16 protein-coding genes and 1 pseudogene are annotated in these 15,943 nt (G+C 55.0%); 6 read left to right on the top strand and 11 right to left on the bottom strand.

The features are described from left to right. The first annotated feature begins 7 nt into the window (after positions 1 to 7). Complete coding sequence (paaY, locus tag AB8846_RS15965) at positions 8 to 604, top strand: phenylacetic acid degradation protein PaaY (protein ID WP_032651188.1); 597 nt, start codon at positions 8 to 10, stop codon at positions 602 to 604. Here paaY and AB8846_RS15960 read toward each other — a convergent pair. Then, on the bottom strand, positions 513 to 1,784 hold the full coding sequence (locus AB8846_RS15960; protein ID WP_370733136.1) for a serine hydrolase domain-containing protein: 1,272 nt from the start codon (positions 1,782 to 1,784) through the stop codon (positions 513 to 515). The two genes, paaY and AB8846_RS15960, sit on opposite strands and share 92 nt — an antisense overlap. A 136-nt stretch (positions 1,785 to 1,920) precedes the next feature. On the opposite strand from AB8846_RS15960, the gene AB8846_RS15955 reads away from it, so the two are divergent. After that, positions 1,921 to 2,403 carry a glutathione peroxidase gene (locus AB8846_RS15955; RefSeq protein ID WP_370733135.1) on the top strand — a complete coding sequence of 161 codons (483 nt, stop codon included), beginning with the start codon at positions 1,921 to 1,923 and terminating at the stop codon, positions 2,401 to 2,403. Positions 2,404 to 2,565: 162 nt separating this feature from the next. Here AB8846_RS15955 and AB8846_RS15950 read toward each other — a convergent pair whose 3' ends face one another. The 3 genes from AB8846_RS15950 to AB8846_RS15940 all read right to left on the bottom strand — a co-directional run bounded on the left by AB8846_RS15950 (position 2,566) and on the right by AB8846_RS15940 (position 5,441). Further along, complete coding sequence (locus AB8846_RS15950) at positions 2,566 to 3,504, bottom strand: omptin family outer membrane protease (protein ID WP_370733134.1); 939 nt, start codon at positions 3,502 to 3,504, stop codon at positions 2,566 to 2,568. 259 nt (positions 3,505 to 3,763) lie between these two features. Continuing rightward, positions 3,764 to 4,201 (bottom strand): VOC family protein, encoded by a 438-nt coding sequence (locus AB8846_RS15945; RefSeq protein ID WP_063145631.1) that lies wholly within the window; start codon positions 4,199 to 4,201, stop codon positions 3,764 to 3,766. Positions 4,202 to 4,283: 82 nt separating this feature from the next. After that, complete coding sequence (locus tag AB8846_RS15940) at positions 4,284 to 5,441, bottom strand: MFS transporter (protein WP_370733133.1); 1,158 nt, start codon at positions 5,439 to 5,441, stop codon at positions 4,284 to 4,286. Between the two features lie 133 nt (positions 5,442 to 5,574). On the opposite strand from AB8846_RS15940, the gene AB8846_RS15935 reads away from it, so the two are divergent. After that, positions 5,575 to 6,111 carry a MarR family winged helix-turn-helix transcriptional regulator gene (locus AB8846_RS15935; protein WP_370733132.1) on the top strand — a complete coding sequence of 179 codons (537 nt, stop codon included), beginning with the start codon at positions 5,575 to 5,577 and terminating at the stop codon, positions 6,109 to 6,111. A 24-nt stretch (positions 6,112 to 6,135) separates the two neighbouring features. Further along, positions 6,136 to 7,059: a LysR substrate-binding domain-containing protein gene (locus AB8846_RS15930; RefSeq protein WP_370733131.1), complete on the top strand. Its 924-nt coding sequence runs from the start codon at positions 6,136 to 6,138 to the stop codon at positions 7,057 to 7,059. 52 nt (positions 7,060 to 7,111) lie between these two features. Here the strand turns inward: AB8846_RS15930 and AB8846_RS15925 are convergent, their stop codons facing one another. Further along, entirely contained in the window at positions 7,112 to 7,582 is a 471-nt protein-coding gene (locus AB8846_RS15925; RefSeq protein ID WP_370733130.1) for a hypothetical protein, read from the bottom strand. Between the two features lie 268 nt (positions 7,583 to 7,850). Between AB8846_RS15925 and AB8846_RS15920 the strand changes: the two genes are divergently transcribed. Next, positions 7,851 to 8,327: a WbuC family cupin fold metalloprotein gene (locus tag AB8846_RS15920; RefSeq protein ID WP_014883727.1), complete on the top strand. Its 477-nt coding sequence runs from the start codon at positions 7,851 to 7,853 to the stop codon at positions 8,325 to 8,327. A 65-nt stretch (positions 8,328 to 8,392) separates the two neighbouring features. On the opposite strand, the gene AB8846_RS15915 is transcribed toward AB8846_RS15920, so the two are convergent. Further along, positions 8,393 to 8,935 (bottom strand): cysteine hydrolase family protein, encoded by a 543-nt coding sequence (locus tag AB8846_RS15915; RefSeq protein ID WP_370733129.1) that lies wholly within the window; start codon positions 8,933 to 8,935, stop codon positions 8,393 to 8,395. 551 nt (positions 8,936 to 9,486) lie between these two features. On the opposite strand from AB8846_RS15915, the gene AB8846_RS15910 reads away from it, so the two are divergent. Then, a complete protein-coding gene (locus AB8846_RS15910) occupies positions 9,487 to 9,852 on the top strand; it encodes a GNAT family N-acetyltransferase (protein WP_331412376.1) in 366 nt (121 codons plus the stop codon). Between the two features lie 17 nt (positions 9,853 to 9,869). Here AB8846_RS15910 and AB8846_RS15905 read toward each other — a convergent pair. The 5 genes and pseudogenes from AB8846_RS15905 to AB8846_RS15885 form a co-directional block, all read right to left on the bottom strand. Further along, positions 9,870 to 10,052: pseudogene (locus tag AB8846_RS15905) on the bottom strand (ISNCY family transposase); the annotation flags it as partial. A 365-nt stretch (positions 10,053 to 10,417) separates the two neighbouring features. After that, on the bottom strand, positions 10,418 to 11,017 hold the full coding sequence (locus tag AB8846_RS15900; RefSeq protein ID WP_370733128.1) for an NAD(P)H-dependent oxidoreductase: 600 nt from the start codon (positions 11,015 to 11,017) through the stop codon (positions 10,418 to 10,420). Positions 11,018 to 11,090: 73 nt separating this feature from the next. Continuing rightward, complete coding sequence (locus AB8846_RS15895; RefSeq protein WP_370733127.1) at positions 11,091 to 11,684, bottom strand: TetR/AcrR family transcriptional regulator; 594 nt, start codon at positions 11,682 to 11,684, stop codon at positions 11,091 to 11,093. Between the two features lie 34 nt (positions 11,685 to 11,718). Then, positions 11,719 to 14,808, bottom strand: coding sequence for an efflux RND transporter permease subunit (locus AB8846_RS15890; RefSeq protein WP_370733126.1), 3,090 nt, complete (start codon positions 14,806 to 14,808; stop codon positions 11,719 to 11,721). Next, positions 14,805 to 15,914, bottom strand: a complete 1,110-nt coding sequence (locus AB8846_RS15885; protein WP_331412372.1) for an efflux RND transporter periplasmic adaptor subunit — start codon at positions 15,912 to 15,914, stop codon at positions 14,805 to 14,807. Before AB8846_RS15885 ends, AB8846_RS15890 begins: the two co-directional genes overlap by 4 nt. Between the last annotated feature and the right edge of the window lie 29 nt (positions 15,915 to 15,943).

Genomic DNA, 15,943 nt, shown 5'->3' with positions numbered 1-15,943 from the left:
AGTGAAGATGCCAGTTTATCAAATTGACGGTCTGACGCCGGTCGTGCCTGACGAGAGCTATGTTCACCCGACGGCGGTGCTGATTGGGGACGTGATTCTGGGCAAAGGCGTTTATGTTGGTCCTAACGCCAGCCTGCGCGGCGATTTTGGCCGTATCGTGGTGAAAGACGGTGCCAACATTCAGGATAACTGCGTGATGCACGGCTTCCCGGAGCAGGACACGGTGGTGGAAGAGGACGGGCATATCGGCCACAGCGCCATTCTCCACGGCTGCGTGATCCGCCGCAACGCGCTGGTGGGCATGAACGCGGTGGTGATGGACGGCGCGGTCATCGGTGAAAACAGCATCGTCGGCGCGGCGGCGTTCGTGAAGGCGAAAGCGGAGATGCCCGCCAACCATTTGATCATCGGCAGCCCGGCCAAAGCGATTCGCGCGCTGAGCGAGCAGGAGCTGGCATGGAAGCAGCAGGGCACGCGGGAGTATCAGGTGCTGGTGGAGCGCTGCAAGCTCACTATGCACCAGGTGGAGCCGCTGCGCGAGGTTGAGCCTGAACGGAAACGGCTGACGTTTGATGAGAATTTAAGGCCGAAGTCGGCGGTGTAGAGCTCTGACCGTCTTTTTTCGCCATATCCATCAATAGCGCGATGCCAATGTAATTACTCCAGTTAAAGGTATTTTGCAGCACCACCACCGCATTGCCTTTTTCTTTGTCATAGCCGATAAAGCTGGAGTAACCGCCGATATAGCCGACCTGATAGGTGATTTTTTCCAGCCCGATAAAGTCGGTGGTCCAGGCAATACCCTGAACCCCGTCGGGGCGTTGAATATCGGTATTTCTCACTTCGGCAAAGACGCTGTCCAGCAAGGGGCTGTGGGTCGTCGATACGTGATAGCGGGCATAGGATGCCAGATCTTCGGCGTTACTGTATAAGCTCGCTGCCGCCACCATGTTATTGGAAAATTGCCAGTCCGGGGTGAGCTGCCCGCGCGGGATAAATTTCGGCTGATCGCCCGCGTGGCCAAGCGCCCGATGCGGGTATCCTTTTAGCTGCTGCGGAATAAAGCTGCTGTTAGCCATTTGTAGCGGATGGAAAATATAGCGCGAGGCTAAACTCTGGATATCTTCCCCGGTTTTGTGTTTCAGGATATAGCCGATCAGGGCGTAGCCGGTATTGGAGTATTGCGGCGCTTTATTCTTTGGCGCTCGCCAGTCGGCGAGGTAGCGCAGCACGTTATCGCTATCCAGCTCAGCGTAGAAATTATCGCCCGTGCTTAAGTAGCCGATGAATTTTCCGAGCATCGGAACATCCATATTCTGACGCGGCAGGCCGGAGGTGTGGGTTACCAGTTCAAGCAGGGTGATTTTTTGGGCATCCGCGCTAAGCGGCGTCCCTGGGGGAAGCAATGTCGCCAGGCTATCGTTCCAGTTCAGTTGCCCTTCATTGACCAGACAAGCCACCACCTCCGCCGTGATCCCTTTGCTGAGCGAGCCGAGCGCAAACAGGGTGTCGGGCCTGACCGGATAGCGATTGACCGCATCGGTTACGCCCCAGGTGTAAAACTGCGGTGAGCCGTGATTATGGATCACCGCGACCGTCATCCCGGGAACGGATTTTTGCGCCATGTAGTGACGTACCACGCTGTCAATGTCGCCATCCAGCGAATCATGAGTGAGAAGTTCCTGAGTACCTTCCGGGGAGGACATTTGGGAGAGCGTGCCACAACCGCTGAGGAGTGGGAGAGTAAGCAGAAGCCAGTGAATTTTTTTTGTTATGTTCTGCATACCTGATAGCGAGTGTGGTGGTCATTGACGCGCCAGGAATGTATCACAAATAGCCTGCTTGAATGTAAACTTTCTACACGGTGGCGGCCCGGTTGATGGTCACCGCGACTTTTCGGCCTGCTTTGAGGATTTCAGTATGACTCGCTTTTATCAACTTACCGCCACCCGTCTGGACGGGCAGCTTATCTCTATGGCCGACTATGCGGGAAAGGTGGTTTTGGTCGTTAATACCGCCAGCCAGTGCGGCTTCACGCCACAGTACGGTGGCCTTGAAGCGCTGTATAAGAAATACGCTGCTCAAGGGTTAGTGGTGCTGGGCTTCCCCTGTAACCAGTTCGGTAAACAGGAACCCGGCGGCGCCGACGAAATCTCGAAAACCTGTTATATCAACTACGGCGTGAGCTTCCCGATGTTCGAGAAGGTCGAGGTTAACGGTAGCGCAGCGCACCCGCTGTTTCGTTATCTGAAAAACGAATTGCCCGGCGTGCTGGGTGGGCGGATCAAGTGGAACTTTACTAAGTTCCTGATCGGCCGCGACGGTAAACCACTCAAGCGTTTTGCGCCGATGACCACGCCAGAGAAAATGGACCCTGCAATTCTTGCGGCACTGGAAAGGTAAGGTCCCGGCTATTCAACCTTTCTCCTTTAGACGCTGCCGAAAACCCATTCGACTGCGTGTTCCAACAGAAACATCATTATGATGGAATAATGATGTTTCTGAGGGACCTTAAGCCCGTAAGGGGCGTGGCCAATTTTTACATTCGACTGCGTTTCGCCTGGATTAGAAGCGGTATTGCAGACCCGCTGTAATGGTATAGTTATGGTTAGAAATACCTGCCGCATCCCCACCAATAGAGCCTGAGTCACCAGTATTGGTATCAATAATCTGCGTACCGCCTTTACCTTCTTCATAACTGCTATAGGTAAATTCAGCAAAAACTTTGGCGTGCGGAGTGACGTAATACCCGGCATCAACAGACGCACCGTAATAGCGGGAGTCTGTTGTCTTCTCGCGGAAAGTCAGATCGCGCATGTAGTGTTCGTCGTTATCATGTGCACGGACCCAGTCACTGAATTTGAACAGGGCATTAAATTCAAAGTCATTAAAACGGTACTGCCCTGCAAGGCCGATGTAGGGCATGGAAAAACGCTGGCTATAACCAATACCGCGTTCGCCTGCCGGGAAGTTCCCCTGATAGGCGCCGTTATCATAATTATAAGTACCACCGGTTGCGGTCCAACTGAAGCGCGTTTCCTGATAACCTGCGGTTACGCCCGCTTTATAATTATCGCCCTGGAAGATCCACCCTTTTAGGTTGAGATCGTATTCATTGGCGTAGTTAACGTTCGTGGCAGGATGGCTTGAATGGTCTGTCCAGGAGGATTGTTTTGCGTTCATCCAGTCATAGTCATCCATATGACCTGAACCTGATGCCATGGACGTCCAGCCTCGCGCGTTTAATGTCAAAAAGGAGTAAGCATCCCAGGAAATATCGCCTTTAAGAATGGCGACATTTTTTATTTTCCAGTCCAGTTGGCTAATTTTTCTTCCTGTGACTTCATCATAAACCATTTCATGGGATTTTCCGCTTAGCATCCCGGCAGAGGCTGAAACCGTTAAACTTTCCGGTGAAAAATCCGGTGTGAAGGGTGCTGATCCTGCATATACTGCTCCTGAAAACGCGGCCATCATCATTCCCGCAACGATATTTCTTGTCATTTTTATTTCCCTAAATAAAATTAATAAATGAGTTGCGGGGAAATTTTAAAAGCCATAAAAATGAGAATCAACTGCTAGTTTTGGTAATTTATTATTATTTGACATAAGGAGCGATATTTAATTTTGGGCAGCCTGAAAGAGGCTGCCTCTGATATATAAATAATTACTGTCTTGGTGCGTAATAACAGTCGGCTGCGGATAATACGTCGTTATTCACTGTGTATACGCGTATGTAACCGGCGTCACAAACTAATTCCCTTTACCCCCGCAGCCACGGCGTAATCGTCAGTCCGGTAAGCAAGCCTTCCGGGCTGAGCAGGCGAGTGACGGTTTGCCCCCACGGTTCCATACGGTTAGCTACCAGCAGCCGATAGCCTTTTTCACTCAGAACGCGGGTGGCCGAGTCGAGATCCTGCACCTCGTACTCAACCCATCCCTGCGGTATCGGGTGCTCAACCGGCCACATTTCTTCTCCAAAGCAGGACGTAGCCGCCTGTGCGAGCGGCCAGACGGCAAAATGCTTCACGCCTTCCAGCTGGCCCTCTTCAGCGAGCAGATAATCGGTATTCCCCTCCATCGGCTTCAGCGGAAGGCCGAGCGTCTGGACATAAAACGCGGTGCTGGACTCCGTATCCCGCGAAATGGGCCCGAACCCGGCGACAAATAAGACATCAATTTCCGGTAAGGTCTGCGACATATCCACTCCTGAATAAGGTGAAGTTCACCCTGAATTTATCTTACGACCGGCTGAAATACGACTCTCAATTCTGGTATCGCATTCATCGTGCCTGCACGTCCACGACGGGCTTAAAATTCAGCGCGATGACGATCAGCAGCACGACTCCCGCACTCATGATCAGCCATGCGCTGGTCAGCGAGACTGAACTGTCGCGAACGATCCCCGCAATTAACGGCATAAGCGCGGCGAGCATGTATCCACCTCCCTGAACTTTAGACAGTAACTTCCCGGCCTGCGCGGGCGTTCGCGCATGATCGAACGTGACGATGAGCGACAGCGGGAAGAGGGCGCCGATCCCGGTACCAAGCAGCAGCGTGGATAACACCGGCGTTGTACCCGGCGAAAAGACCAGACACAGTAATCCCGCCAGCAGCAGCAACAGTACGGCGATCAGCGGCACGCGACGGTCGGGGAATTTACCGATCAGCGCGGAGACGGCAAACCCTGCGACAACCTCGGTTAACGTCAGCCAGGCCAGCATGTAGCCGCTGCTGCGTGCGGACCATCCCGCCTGAATATAGAGCGGGGGCAGCCAGGCCAATACCAGCGTGTAGGCTCCCGTTCCTACGCCGAAAAAGATCAACAGTAGGGCTGTACGTGAGGAGGGGAGCGTAACGTCTTCGCGTGCTGTTTTTTCCCCTTGAGGATGCTTAACCAGGGTTAACCACAGTATCAGCGCCAGCAGCGCTAGCCCTCCAGCCATTGCCAGCGCGGGCTTCAGCGTGAGCCATGAAAACAACGGCTCGGCGCTGGCGGCGGCGACTGCCGCACCGGCCATAATGCCCGTACTAAATAGCGACATTACCGTGCTGGCCGTCTGCGTATATTCCTTTTTAATCAGGGCCGGCATTAACGCCTGGATCGTGCCTATGCTGGCCCCGCCCAGTAACGCGGTGCCCATAAGACTCTGCGGTGAGGCGCTAAAACCGCGTAATAAGCAGGCCACAAGCAGGATGAAGAGCCCGAACATAATTCCCCGTACGGCGCCGACTCTGGCTAAAAGCCAGGGCCCACATAAGGCGGCCAGCCCCATCATCGCGACCGGCAGGGTGGTCAGCAGGCTGAATTGCGTAGCGGTCAGCCCCGCTTCGCGCTGCAGCACGGAAAACAACGGTCCGACAGAAGCCAGAATAGGGCGCAGGTTCAGCCCGACGATAAAAGCGATAACGGCGAAGAGTAAAGGCGACGTGCGTTTCAACAGGAGATCCTTTTCGGTTGTGAGTGGCCCGGGCAAATTGCCGCGAGCATTTATCTTAACGTTAAGATAAAATCTGTTTTTGCGTAAGATGTACCGCACAACAGGATAAATACCCACGCCATCAGGGGTGAAAATGAAAGACCATGTAGACTTCGTTGTTGACCAGTGGAGCCGTGCCATGCCGGAGCTGGACGCCTCGTCGATGAAAATTTTTGGCCGAATGCTCCGGCTGATGAAGCATCTGGGAAAAAAACGGGCGCAGGCCATGGCGCCGTTTGGCTTTCGCGAGGGCGAGTTTGACGTGCTCGCCACGCTGCGCCGCGCCGGTGAGCCGTACTGCCTTTCCCCCACGCAGCTGTATAAATCGCTGCTGATCACCTCAGGGGCGATGACGAACCGGCTCAGCCATCTCGAACAGCAAGGGCTTATCAGGCGAATTGCCGATCCGGATGATAAGCGCAGCACGCTCGTAAGCCTGACACCGCACGGGCAGGAGCGTATCGAACAGGCGCTGGTCGTGCATACGCAAACGCAAAATGCGCTGCTTTGCAGCTTGTCTGACGCGCAGCGCGCGCAGCTTGAGTCCCTGCTCAGGGAGCTGCTGCTGACGTTTCCGCCCGAGGACCTGGGCGATAGGTCACCGAGTGCCGATAATACAAACACTGCATAGTTAAACCTCACAGAAAGGGGACGTATGTCTTTACCGCCACTGTATGCGCTTCGCGCTTTTGAAGTTGCCGCGCGGCTTAACTCCTTCAGCAAAGCGGCTGAAGCACTGAATATCACGCCTGGCGCGGTCAGCAGGCATGTCCGGACGCTTGAAATGTGGTTCGACTGTGAGCTCTTTAAGCGTCAAGGGCCAAGAGTGGAGGTCAGCGATGCCGGACGCGTTCTGGCCGGACATTTGAGCGAAAGTTTCACCAGCATCGAGTGGGCCTGTCGCGCATTTAAAAGTGAAAACCACCTTCTGCGCCTCAAAGCCCCCAGCTCCCTGACGATGCGGTGGCTTCTTGACGTTCTGAAAATCTTTCGTGATAACCATGCAAAACCTCAAGTTGAGATAGCCAGCGTCTGGATGGACATTGATTCCGTTGACTTCAGCCGTGAGCCCTACGATTGTGCGATCCTGCTCGGCAACGGCTATTTCGGAGACTCAACAGAGAGCAGGCTGCTTTTCAGCGAATGGCTCATTCCCGTTTGTACCCCGTCTTTGCTTGATTCTGCCCGGCATCGGCTTGCGCAGTGCGATCTGATTCACCCCTCGCCGGACAGACGGGACTGGAAGCGCTGGCTGAAAAGAACGGGGTTATTCCCCGGACTCGACGTGAGCCGAGGGATAGTATTCGACACCCTGGAACAGGGAAGCCGTGCTGCCATGAGCGGACATGGTGTTGCTATGGCCGATCTTCGTCTTACGCTTGAAGCGCTTGAGAGTGGGCTTCTCGCACTGCCTTTCAGGGAAGCAATCGCAACCGGCGAAGGCTACTATCTTGTCTGGCCGAAAAATTCGCTCAGAAGAGAGAGTATCGAACGCCTGATGGCCTGGCTTCAGCTCCATACGCCGGTTTTTCCCTCTCAGGATATTGTTTGTCTCGATTACGATGAGAAACGCGTTTAATCAATATAAAAGCAGGATATTCCGTACGGGATATCCTGCCTGCTGAATAATTTTATGCGTAGGGTATATTCGCCATCTTTTTATATCTTTCCGGCAGGGCGCTGTTCAGGTTAAGTAATTTATCCAGAATATAAAGCGCAGGCGTCCCCTTTGCGCGTTCAGCATCGATCAGCGCAGCGCGTAACAGATTGGCAGCCGACGTCATTTCACGGAAATACTCCTCCGATTCACGCGTCTGAGCTTCGCCTGACGCGGCGTAACGCACCTTTGGCCAATCCTCAAAGTCAAGCAGCGGAAGGAGCCCATCTTCTTTAGGTAAATGCGCTGAGAGCAACTCTTCAGCGTTAGCTGAATTGCTTTGGGCGAAAGAGAGGAGGTGCAGTCGATGGATAAAAGGTGATAGCGCCTCTGAGCTTTCCTTTTCTGTTGAAAGTAACGTTATCAACTCATGCGCATTTGCTTGGGCGCTAAATTTATGAGGCGAGATAATATTCATTACATGGAATAAAACATCGAGTGTCATAGGTGCTCCATACAGGCTTGGTATTATTTATTTTTTTCTATCCCAGGGATGAATGGATGGTATTTCAGAGGCGTCACTTTTGAAAAACGATAAATAGTGGAAATCAAAGTGAGTTTTACTCAACGTTACGCCCTGGAGTGCAATCACGCACATCCTCACGTTGCAGCGATTTGTTTCACAAATGCCATCGCTCATCGACCGTTCAGAATGGTATAACGTCTTGCGGCAATCGGGTTGCCGTCCGCTGATTCCATTCACAAAGGTGTATATGAAACAAATTACGTTCAGTGACCTGCAGCAACAAAGCGAGCAGGCTGCCAATTCTCCTCGCTTACGCGCGCATCGCAATTTACATCCTGAGCTGAGCGACCCGGTGCAGCGCCTGGCCATCGCGATGGAGCCCGGCACCTATGTTCGCCCCCATCGCCACCCGCACACGTTTGAACTGCTAACCGCTCTGAGCGGTCGCTTTCTGGTGCTGAATTTTGATGACAGCGGTAACGTGACCCAGCGCGTGGTGTTAGGTGAAGACTGCAAGGTGCTGGAGATGGATGCCGGTACCTGGCATGCCGTGCTGTCGCTGGATAAAGGCGGCGTCATTTTTGAGGTAAAACACGGCGGCTACCAGCCTGTACCTGAGCACGATACCGCCCCATGGTCACCGGCTGAGAACGCGCCCGGCAGCGCGGAGCTGATGAAATGGTACGCCCAGGCGCAGGTGGGTGACGGTGGTTTTACGCTGTAATTATTTTCTCATGTGCCCGGCGCGCGAAAAGGCGCGCCGGAAAAGAGAGAGACGATCCCGCCAACTCAACTGACCGTATTAAAATGCCAGTCGCCGGCAGTCGACAGCGTCACGAATGGACCGGCCAGCGTGCTGTTGTGATGCGCAATGATGTCATTGGCGGATAAATGTGCATTATCCATTGTGGTATGCGCATCTGAAATCAATACCGTCCTGAAACCCAGCTCCGGTGCGGCCCGGCAGGTGGTATCGACACAAAATTCTGTTTTCATCCCGGCAATGACCAGCTGTTTAATGCCTCTCTGATTAAGTTCACGCAGCAATTCGGTATCCCGAAAACAGCTGGGATAGCGCTTTGTGAAAACAACATCATGGTCCTTCACGTCCAGCTCGGGGATCAGCTGTGTTAAGGGACCCTTCTCTGAGAAGGGGGAGTCGTCTGGCCCGATATGGCGGGCAAAAAAGATGGGCACCTGCGCGTGCCGCGCGTTGGTTATCAACAAACGGATATTTGCCAGAACGGCATCGGCGGAACTGGGGGAAACTGGGCCCCGGAAGAGGCCCTGCTGCATGTCGATAATTAAGAGCGCATTGTCAGATGAAACCATTTTCTTTCTCCATTCAGAGGGTGGTGAACGGAGAGTTGTTTCCCCGTCCAGACTGGCGGGGGTTGAGGTTCTGTCTGTCAGTCGTTTGCTACAGATACGCCCACGCCGCCGAAGGTTCCGGTGGTGGTGAGCGTGATTGTTGGCTGAAATGACTGATACATGCAATTACCTTTGTTTATTTCGCTGTTAGCGTAACTATCGCGTCCAGTTATAGCCCTGGTGAGAGATTCTCTTCAATACACCAACATCAGTAGGTGCAACGTGTTATTGCAAGTTTAAAATGTCACCTGATTCCACAAAGAAGAAATGTCATCTTTTCTTCTTTAGAGAGCTGTCTTCAACTCTTTATTATGATGGTCAAGGACAAAAAGGGAGTTCCGAAACATAATGAAAAAACAGTTTATTGCGATTAAGTTTCAGAAAGCGTACTTCGGACCCTGACAACAATTGTAGTTGGCTACTATAGAGAAGATGAGATCGTGTGCGTACGTTCAGCTAGTATTGATGACTATGAGGCGCTTTGCGCCATCGACTCAGTTGCCGCAGATAGCATGGCGCGACGTGACCAAATTCGTTACTGGCTCGGGTCGGCGTGCTGTTGTGTTGCAGAGGTAAATAATCGGGTGGTCGCTTACGGCGTACTAACGCGCCATTTCTTTGACCAGCCTTTTATTGAGATGGTGATGGTAGGGGTAGAATATCGTAACCAGGGGTTAGGCACCGCAATTATTAGACATTTCGACTCAGCCATCACCGACTCGAAATTGTTCGGTTCCGCCAACATGTCGAACAGGCAAATGCAGGAGTTGTTTGTCAGGTTGGGCTTCAGACCAAGCGGTTACATAGACAACCTTGATGAAGGTGACCCTGAAATCATTTTCTACCGCCCTGCCACCTGCGTTAGTAGTGCTAAATGAAGGCCGGGATGTCCGTTCTATTTTACCAGACTGGATCTGAATTCTTCCGGATTGGCTAATACGGGATAGATGGCTATCAGCTGTTCCTGAATTCTGGCATGAGCACAGCGTTTTGGCATGGATTTACTCCGGCTGCGCTTATCCTGAAGCTCCAGCTCGTCCATTTTGTCCTGTGCCAGTTTCAGCACCGTCCCGAGGCGCGTGCCGTTCCCGGAGTTTTTCAGCCGCCAGTGTCGGACTGAAGTCGGGGTAATATTGACGCATCAGAGCCAGCACATGAAGTTTAAAGGAGTCAGGCAGACAATGGACACTGATTGCCGGGCTTTCCCCTGTGGCCGTGAGCCAGTCCTGGTGCGCCTGCATCACGCCGTCTGAGCCGCTTTTCACAGACCGCCTGAATGACGTTAACGCGGTTTAATTCTTTATCTGACATAGTCACCAGTATCCGGATATCCTTGTTTCAGCAAAGGTTTTATCCTTATGTGTCGCAAAAAGTGACATTATAATATTGGTGCTACACAACGTTAGCGTTGCGCCTGGGTTATATGAAGTTCACAGGCTGATATTATTTAATATTGCCGAGGCTTTGCAGGAACACCTCAACCTGCTCAGGCGTCGCCGTGTCTGCCTGGTAAAGGACATCGAGCTTAACGTTCTTCAACCCGCAGAAGCCAAATACCCCTTCGATAATCTGCGTCTGAATCGCCGTCGAATAGCCGTGTTTGTCGAATCCGCTGAGATCGCTGCCGCCGGTGGCAATCAGGCGGACGGGAATATCACGTAAGTTGCCCACGATCCGGCCATCCTCGGCCACCTTATACGCCCAGTTCAGGGTTAATACGCGATCGAACCAGCCTTTCAACAGCGCGGGGACCGACCACCAGTACACCGGGAAGACAAACACCAGCATATCCGCCCGCTCGACGCGCTGCTGCTCGCGCAGAATATCGTCGGGAAGGGCGCTCGGATCGCCGTGATACAAATCAAGGTCGGCACGAGACATGGCCGGGTTAAACCCTTCAGCATGCAGATCGGCAATCTCGACCTGCGTTCCTTGCTCGCGTAATTTCCCGGCAATGCGGGCAGCCAGCGAATGGGATAATGAATTGTCGACAGGGTGAGCCGTCAGGATCAGTGCGTTATTAATGGCATTTGTAGCAGACATAGCGACCTCGAATGGGTGAGAACTGACACCTATATTACTATTGGTAACTTAGGTGTCAATCCGCCCCGAGCGATCATTTTGTGCTATTCACGTAGGTCTCCAGCACGCCGGTCATGACGCCGCTGAGCGTATCTTCCGCAACATTCCGGGCGAGCACGCCGTTGCCTGCTGCGGTGCTGAGCGCGTCCGCCGCGCCAATGATGGCCGTCAGCGCTGCTTCTCCCTGAACGCCTTTCAGCGTGACAAAAGGGGAAAGCGCGGTACGCAGGCAGTCGGCACATTCTGCCACGCATGCCTCACGAAACGTCTGCAACGCGTGGGAACCGGACAGCGCCGCGGCGATCGGCCCGGTTTCAGGCCCGGCGGTAATGGCACAGTCGATATAGGCGGCGCTGAAAAAACGGATCGTCTTCTCCAGCGTTTTGCTGTCGACCGCCAGCGTCTCGCGGAATTTTGCCAGCTGCCGATCGCTATAGTCCTGGTACAGCGCCATCAGCAACCCTTCACGATCGCCAAAGTGGTCGTAGGGGATAGGTTTGGTCACGTTGGCCCGCTCGGCCAGGTAGCCAAGCGTCAACGCCTCCGTGCCTTGCTGACGAACAATTCCGCGTGCAACCTCCAGCAGCTGCACGCGGCGGTCCTCTTTTCTTAAGCGCTTAACAACCATGCTTTCCTCAGATGTGTTATCTACTCATGGTAGTTTACACGTTTTCTGCGGGGTGCTGCACGCGTTGTTCCGCTGGGCGGATGCGGAACCAGATCGCATACATCGCGGGCAGGAAGACGAGCGTGATGATCGTTCCGCCCAGCGTTCCGCCTATCAGCGTGTAGGCCAGCGTGCCCCAGAACACCGAATGCGTCAGGGGAATGAACGCCAGCACGGCGGCCATGGCGGTCAGAAGGACCGGGCGGGCGCGCTGAACCGTCGCTTCAACCACCGCCTGGAACGGCTCGAGACCCTCCTTCTGGTTATGATCGATTTGACCGATCAGAATCAGCGTATTGCGCATCAGAATGCCGGAAAGGGCGATCAAACCGACCAGCGCGTTGATGCCAAACGGCTGATTGAAAATCAACAGCACGGGCACCACGCCAATCAGCCCCAGCGGCGCGGTTAAGAACACCATCACCATCGCCGAGATTGAGCGCACCTGCAAAATGATGATCAGCAGCGTCAGGGCAATCATGATCGGGAACAGCGGGATCATTGCCTGCGTGGCTTTGCCCGATTCCTCAATCGAACCCGCCATGTCGATTCGGTACCCGGCCGGCAGCGCATCAACAATCGGCTGGAGCTGCTTCATGATGGCGACCGACACATCCGGTGGCTGAAGATTGTCAGCGATATCGCCCCGAACGGTTATCGTCGGCGTGCGATCGCGACGACGCAGGATCGGATCTTCCATGCCGATCTCAATCTTGCCGATTTGAGACAGCGGAACGCGCTGTCCCGCATTGCCGACAAGGGTAAAGCCCTCTATTTTTGCCGGATCAAGACGGATATCTCCCGCCGCGCGGCCAACCACCTCTACCGAGCGAATATCTTCCCGCACGGAGGTGACGGGCACGCCAGAGAGCAGGAACTGAAGCTGCTCGGCAACGGCACTGGAGGTTAATCCGGTTGCCTGCAGGCGGTTTTGATCGAGGGAGAAATGCAAGACGGGTACGCGTGACCCCCAGTCGGTGTTGACGGTTCGCATCAACGGACTTGCCTGAAGCACGGCTTTCACCCTATCAGCGATGTCATGCACCTGTTCGACATCCGGACCCGTCACGCGCCAGGCAACCGGGAAGGGCGAGTAAGGGCCAAACACCAGCTGCGTCACCCGCACGCGCGCTTCGGGCGCCAGGCCGTTGGCGACCGCTTCTCTCAGCCGGAGCTTGAGCGCCTCGCGTGACGTCTCGCTGTCCGTCAGGATCACGATTTTCGCAAAAGACGGGTCGGGCAGTTCAGGCGCCATCGCCAGATAAAAGCGGGGCGAACCCTGACCAATATAAGCAGTGACGATTTTGGCTTCCGGCTGCTGGCCAAGCCACGCTTCTATTTTTGCCGCTGCGGCGCTGGTTTGCTCAATCGAGGTACCGTAGGGCATCTGCACCTCAACCAGGACTTCCGGGCGATCGGAGGTCGGGAAAAATTGTTTTTTTACCAGACTCATTCCGAGCACGGCCACGATGAAAATGGCGACCACCGACCCGGCAACCCGCCATTTTCTGGCGATAACGCGGGCAAGCAGCTGGCGAAAACGGTTATAGCGAGGCGTGTTATAGATGGCGGCATGACCCCCTTCTACTTTGGGGATCGCCGGCAGGATCTTCACCCCAAGATAGGGCGTGAACACCACCGCGACAAACCACGACGCAATCAGGGCGAGGCCGACAATCCAGAACATATTGCTGGTGTATTCCCCGGCGGTCGACTGGGCAAAACCATTCGGCATAAAGCCAATGGCCGTCACCAGGGTACCGGCCAGCATGGGCGCGGCGGTATGGCTCCAGGCAAAGGCCGAGGCTTTGATTTTGTCATAACCTTCTTCCATCTTAACCACCATCATTTCGATGGCGATAATGGCATCATCAACCAGCAGGCCGAGGGCGAGGATCAGGGAGCCCAGCGTCACGCGGTCAAAGTTTATTCCCGCGGCTTCCATCACCACGAAAACGACCGCCAGCGTCAGCGGGACCGCCGCCGCAACCACCACCCCCACGCGCCAGCCCATGCTGACAAAACAAACCACCATGACCACAAGCAGGGCGACGAAGAATTTAACCATGAACTCATCGACCGACGAGCGAATATTCACGGACTGGTCGGTGACCTTGGTCAGGGACATGCCAAGCGGCAGGCTATCATTTATTTTTGCCGTTTCCGCATCCAGCGCTTTACCCAGCGCCAGGCCGTTCCAGCCTTCGCGCATCACGATGCCCAGCAGAAGGGCGGGCTCATGCTGATTACGTATCAGCATCGTCGGGGGATCTTCGTAGCCCCGTTCAACCGTCGCCACATCGGACAGCTTGAGCGTTTTACCCTGAGCGACAAATGGCGTATCGCGAATTTTCTGCAGCTCATCGAACGCGCCGTCCAGGCGGATAAAAATTTGCGCGCCTCGGGTCTCAATGGAACCCGCCGCGGCTAACGCGTTCTGGCTGTTGAGGGCATTGAAAATATCCTGGGGTGAGAGCCCGATCGTCGCCAGACGGTCATGGGAGAAGGAGATATAAATCCGCTCGGCCTGTTCGCCGATAATGTTCACTTTCTTCACGCCGGGAACGTGCAGAAGCTGCTGGCGCAGGCCTTCGGCATCACGTACCAGCTGCCGCTGCGGTTCGCCTTTCGCTTTCAGGGCAAAGAGGGCAAAGGTAACATCGGAGAATTCGTCATTGATCATCGGGCCGATGACGCCCGCTGGAAGACGCTGCGATTCATCTCCAAGCTTCTTACGCGCCTGATAGAACTCCTCCTGCACTTCGGCAGGCGGGGTTTTGTCCTGCAATGACAACGTGATAAACGCCATGCCGGGACGGGTATAGGTTTCGGTACGGTCATACCATTTGAGTTCCTGCAGGCGCTTTTCCAGCGGTTCGGCGACCTGATCCTGGATCTCCTGCGCGGTGGCGCCCGGCCAGACGGTTATCACCGTCATTTGCTTTACCGTGAAGGGCGGATCTTCCGCGCGCCCGAGCCCAAAGAAGGCGTAGATTCCGGCAATCGTGACCAGAACGATCAGAAACAGCGTGATGGAACGTTCGCGGACGGCCAGCGCTGACAGGTTGAAGCGGCTTCCGCTCATGGTGTGTTCTCCGCCAGGGCGGCATTGCGTTGTTTAGCAAGCCTGACGACCTCACCTTCGTGCAGAAGATGTGCGCCTAACGCAACAATCTTCTCACCGGGCTTCACCCCGCCCGTGACCTGCACCGCATCTTCACCCACGCTCAGCACCTTGACGGGCGTCCATGCGACCTTTGCCGGCTGGGCGGAAATGCGCCATACGCCGGGACCTTTTCCTGCATCATAGAGTGACGCCAGCGGGACCTGCATGACCTGACCTTCCGCTTTATTGTTCTGAATATTCAGCGTGACGGTCGCCCCCAGCGGCGCGTTCGCCAGCAGGCCATCCAGCACGTAGCGGGCTTCATACGTGCGGGTCGCGGCATCGGCCGAGTCAGACAGCAGCCGCAGCGTTGCGGTGACCGGGTGTTCTTCATTGCCATAAAGTGTGGCCTGCGCTTCGCTGCCGACGGCAGGGCGCAGCGTTTCCGGAAGCTGCACGAGCGCTTCACGCTGTCCCGCTCTGGCGAGCCTGATCGTCACCTGTCCGGCACTGACGACCTGGCCCGGCTCGGCGAGCGTCTCCATGACCACGCCGTCTGAATCTGCCAGCAGTACGGCATAGCCCGTGGCGTTTTGCGCCACGCTGGCCTGCGCCCGGGCGGCGCTGAGATCGGCTCTGGCCGTATCGGCTGCCGCTTTGATCTGGTCATACTCCGAGGCCGATACGGCGCCGGACGCCACAAGACCGCGATAGCGCGCCTCATCGCTGGAGGCTTTTCGCGCGCGCGCCTGGGCAGCATCCACCGCACGCTGCTGCGCCTGGGCCTGTAATTTCAGGTCAACCGGATCCAGGCGCAGCAAGGGCTGACCCTGTTTGACGGTTTGCCCCGTATCAACCAGTCGCTCAAGGATTTTTCCCTGAACCCTGAAACCCAAATCGCTTTGCGTTCTTGCGACCACTACGCCGGTGAAGGCGCGGGCGGTATTGTTCGCAAGCTCGACGGATGTGGATCTGACGAGCGGTGGCTTTGTGCGCGGATCGTCACTCGCGGAAATATCGCCGCACGCCACGAGGGCAAACGGCAGGAGACAAACGGCAACGCGGGCTGAAGTGAGCCTGAGCATGGGAAACCTTTTTGACGTAACAAGACGGT

This window comes from Enterobacter sp. KB-221C9, from assembly GCF_041320715.1.
Classification (GTDB): Bacteria; Pseudomonadota; Gammaproteobacteria; order Enterobacterales; family Enterobacteriaceae; genus Enterobacter; species Enterobacter asburiae_D.
This window is presented reverse-complemented; position numbering and strand designations above follow the sequence as displayed.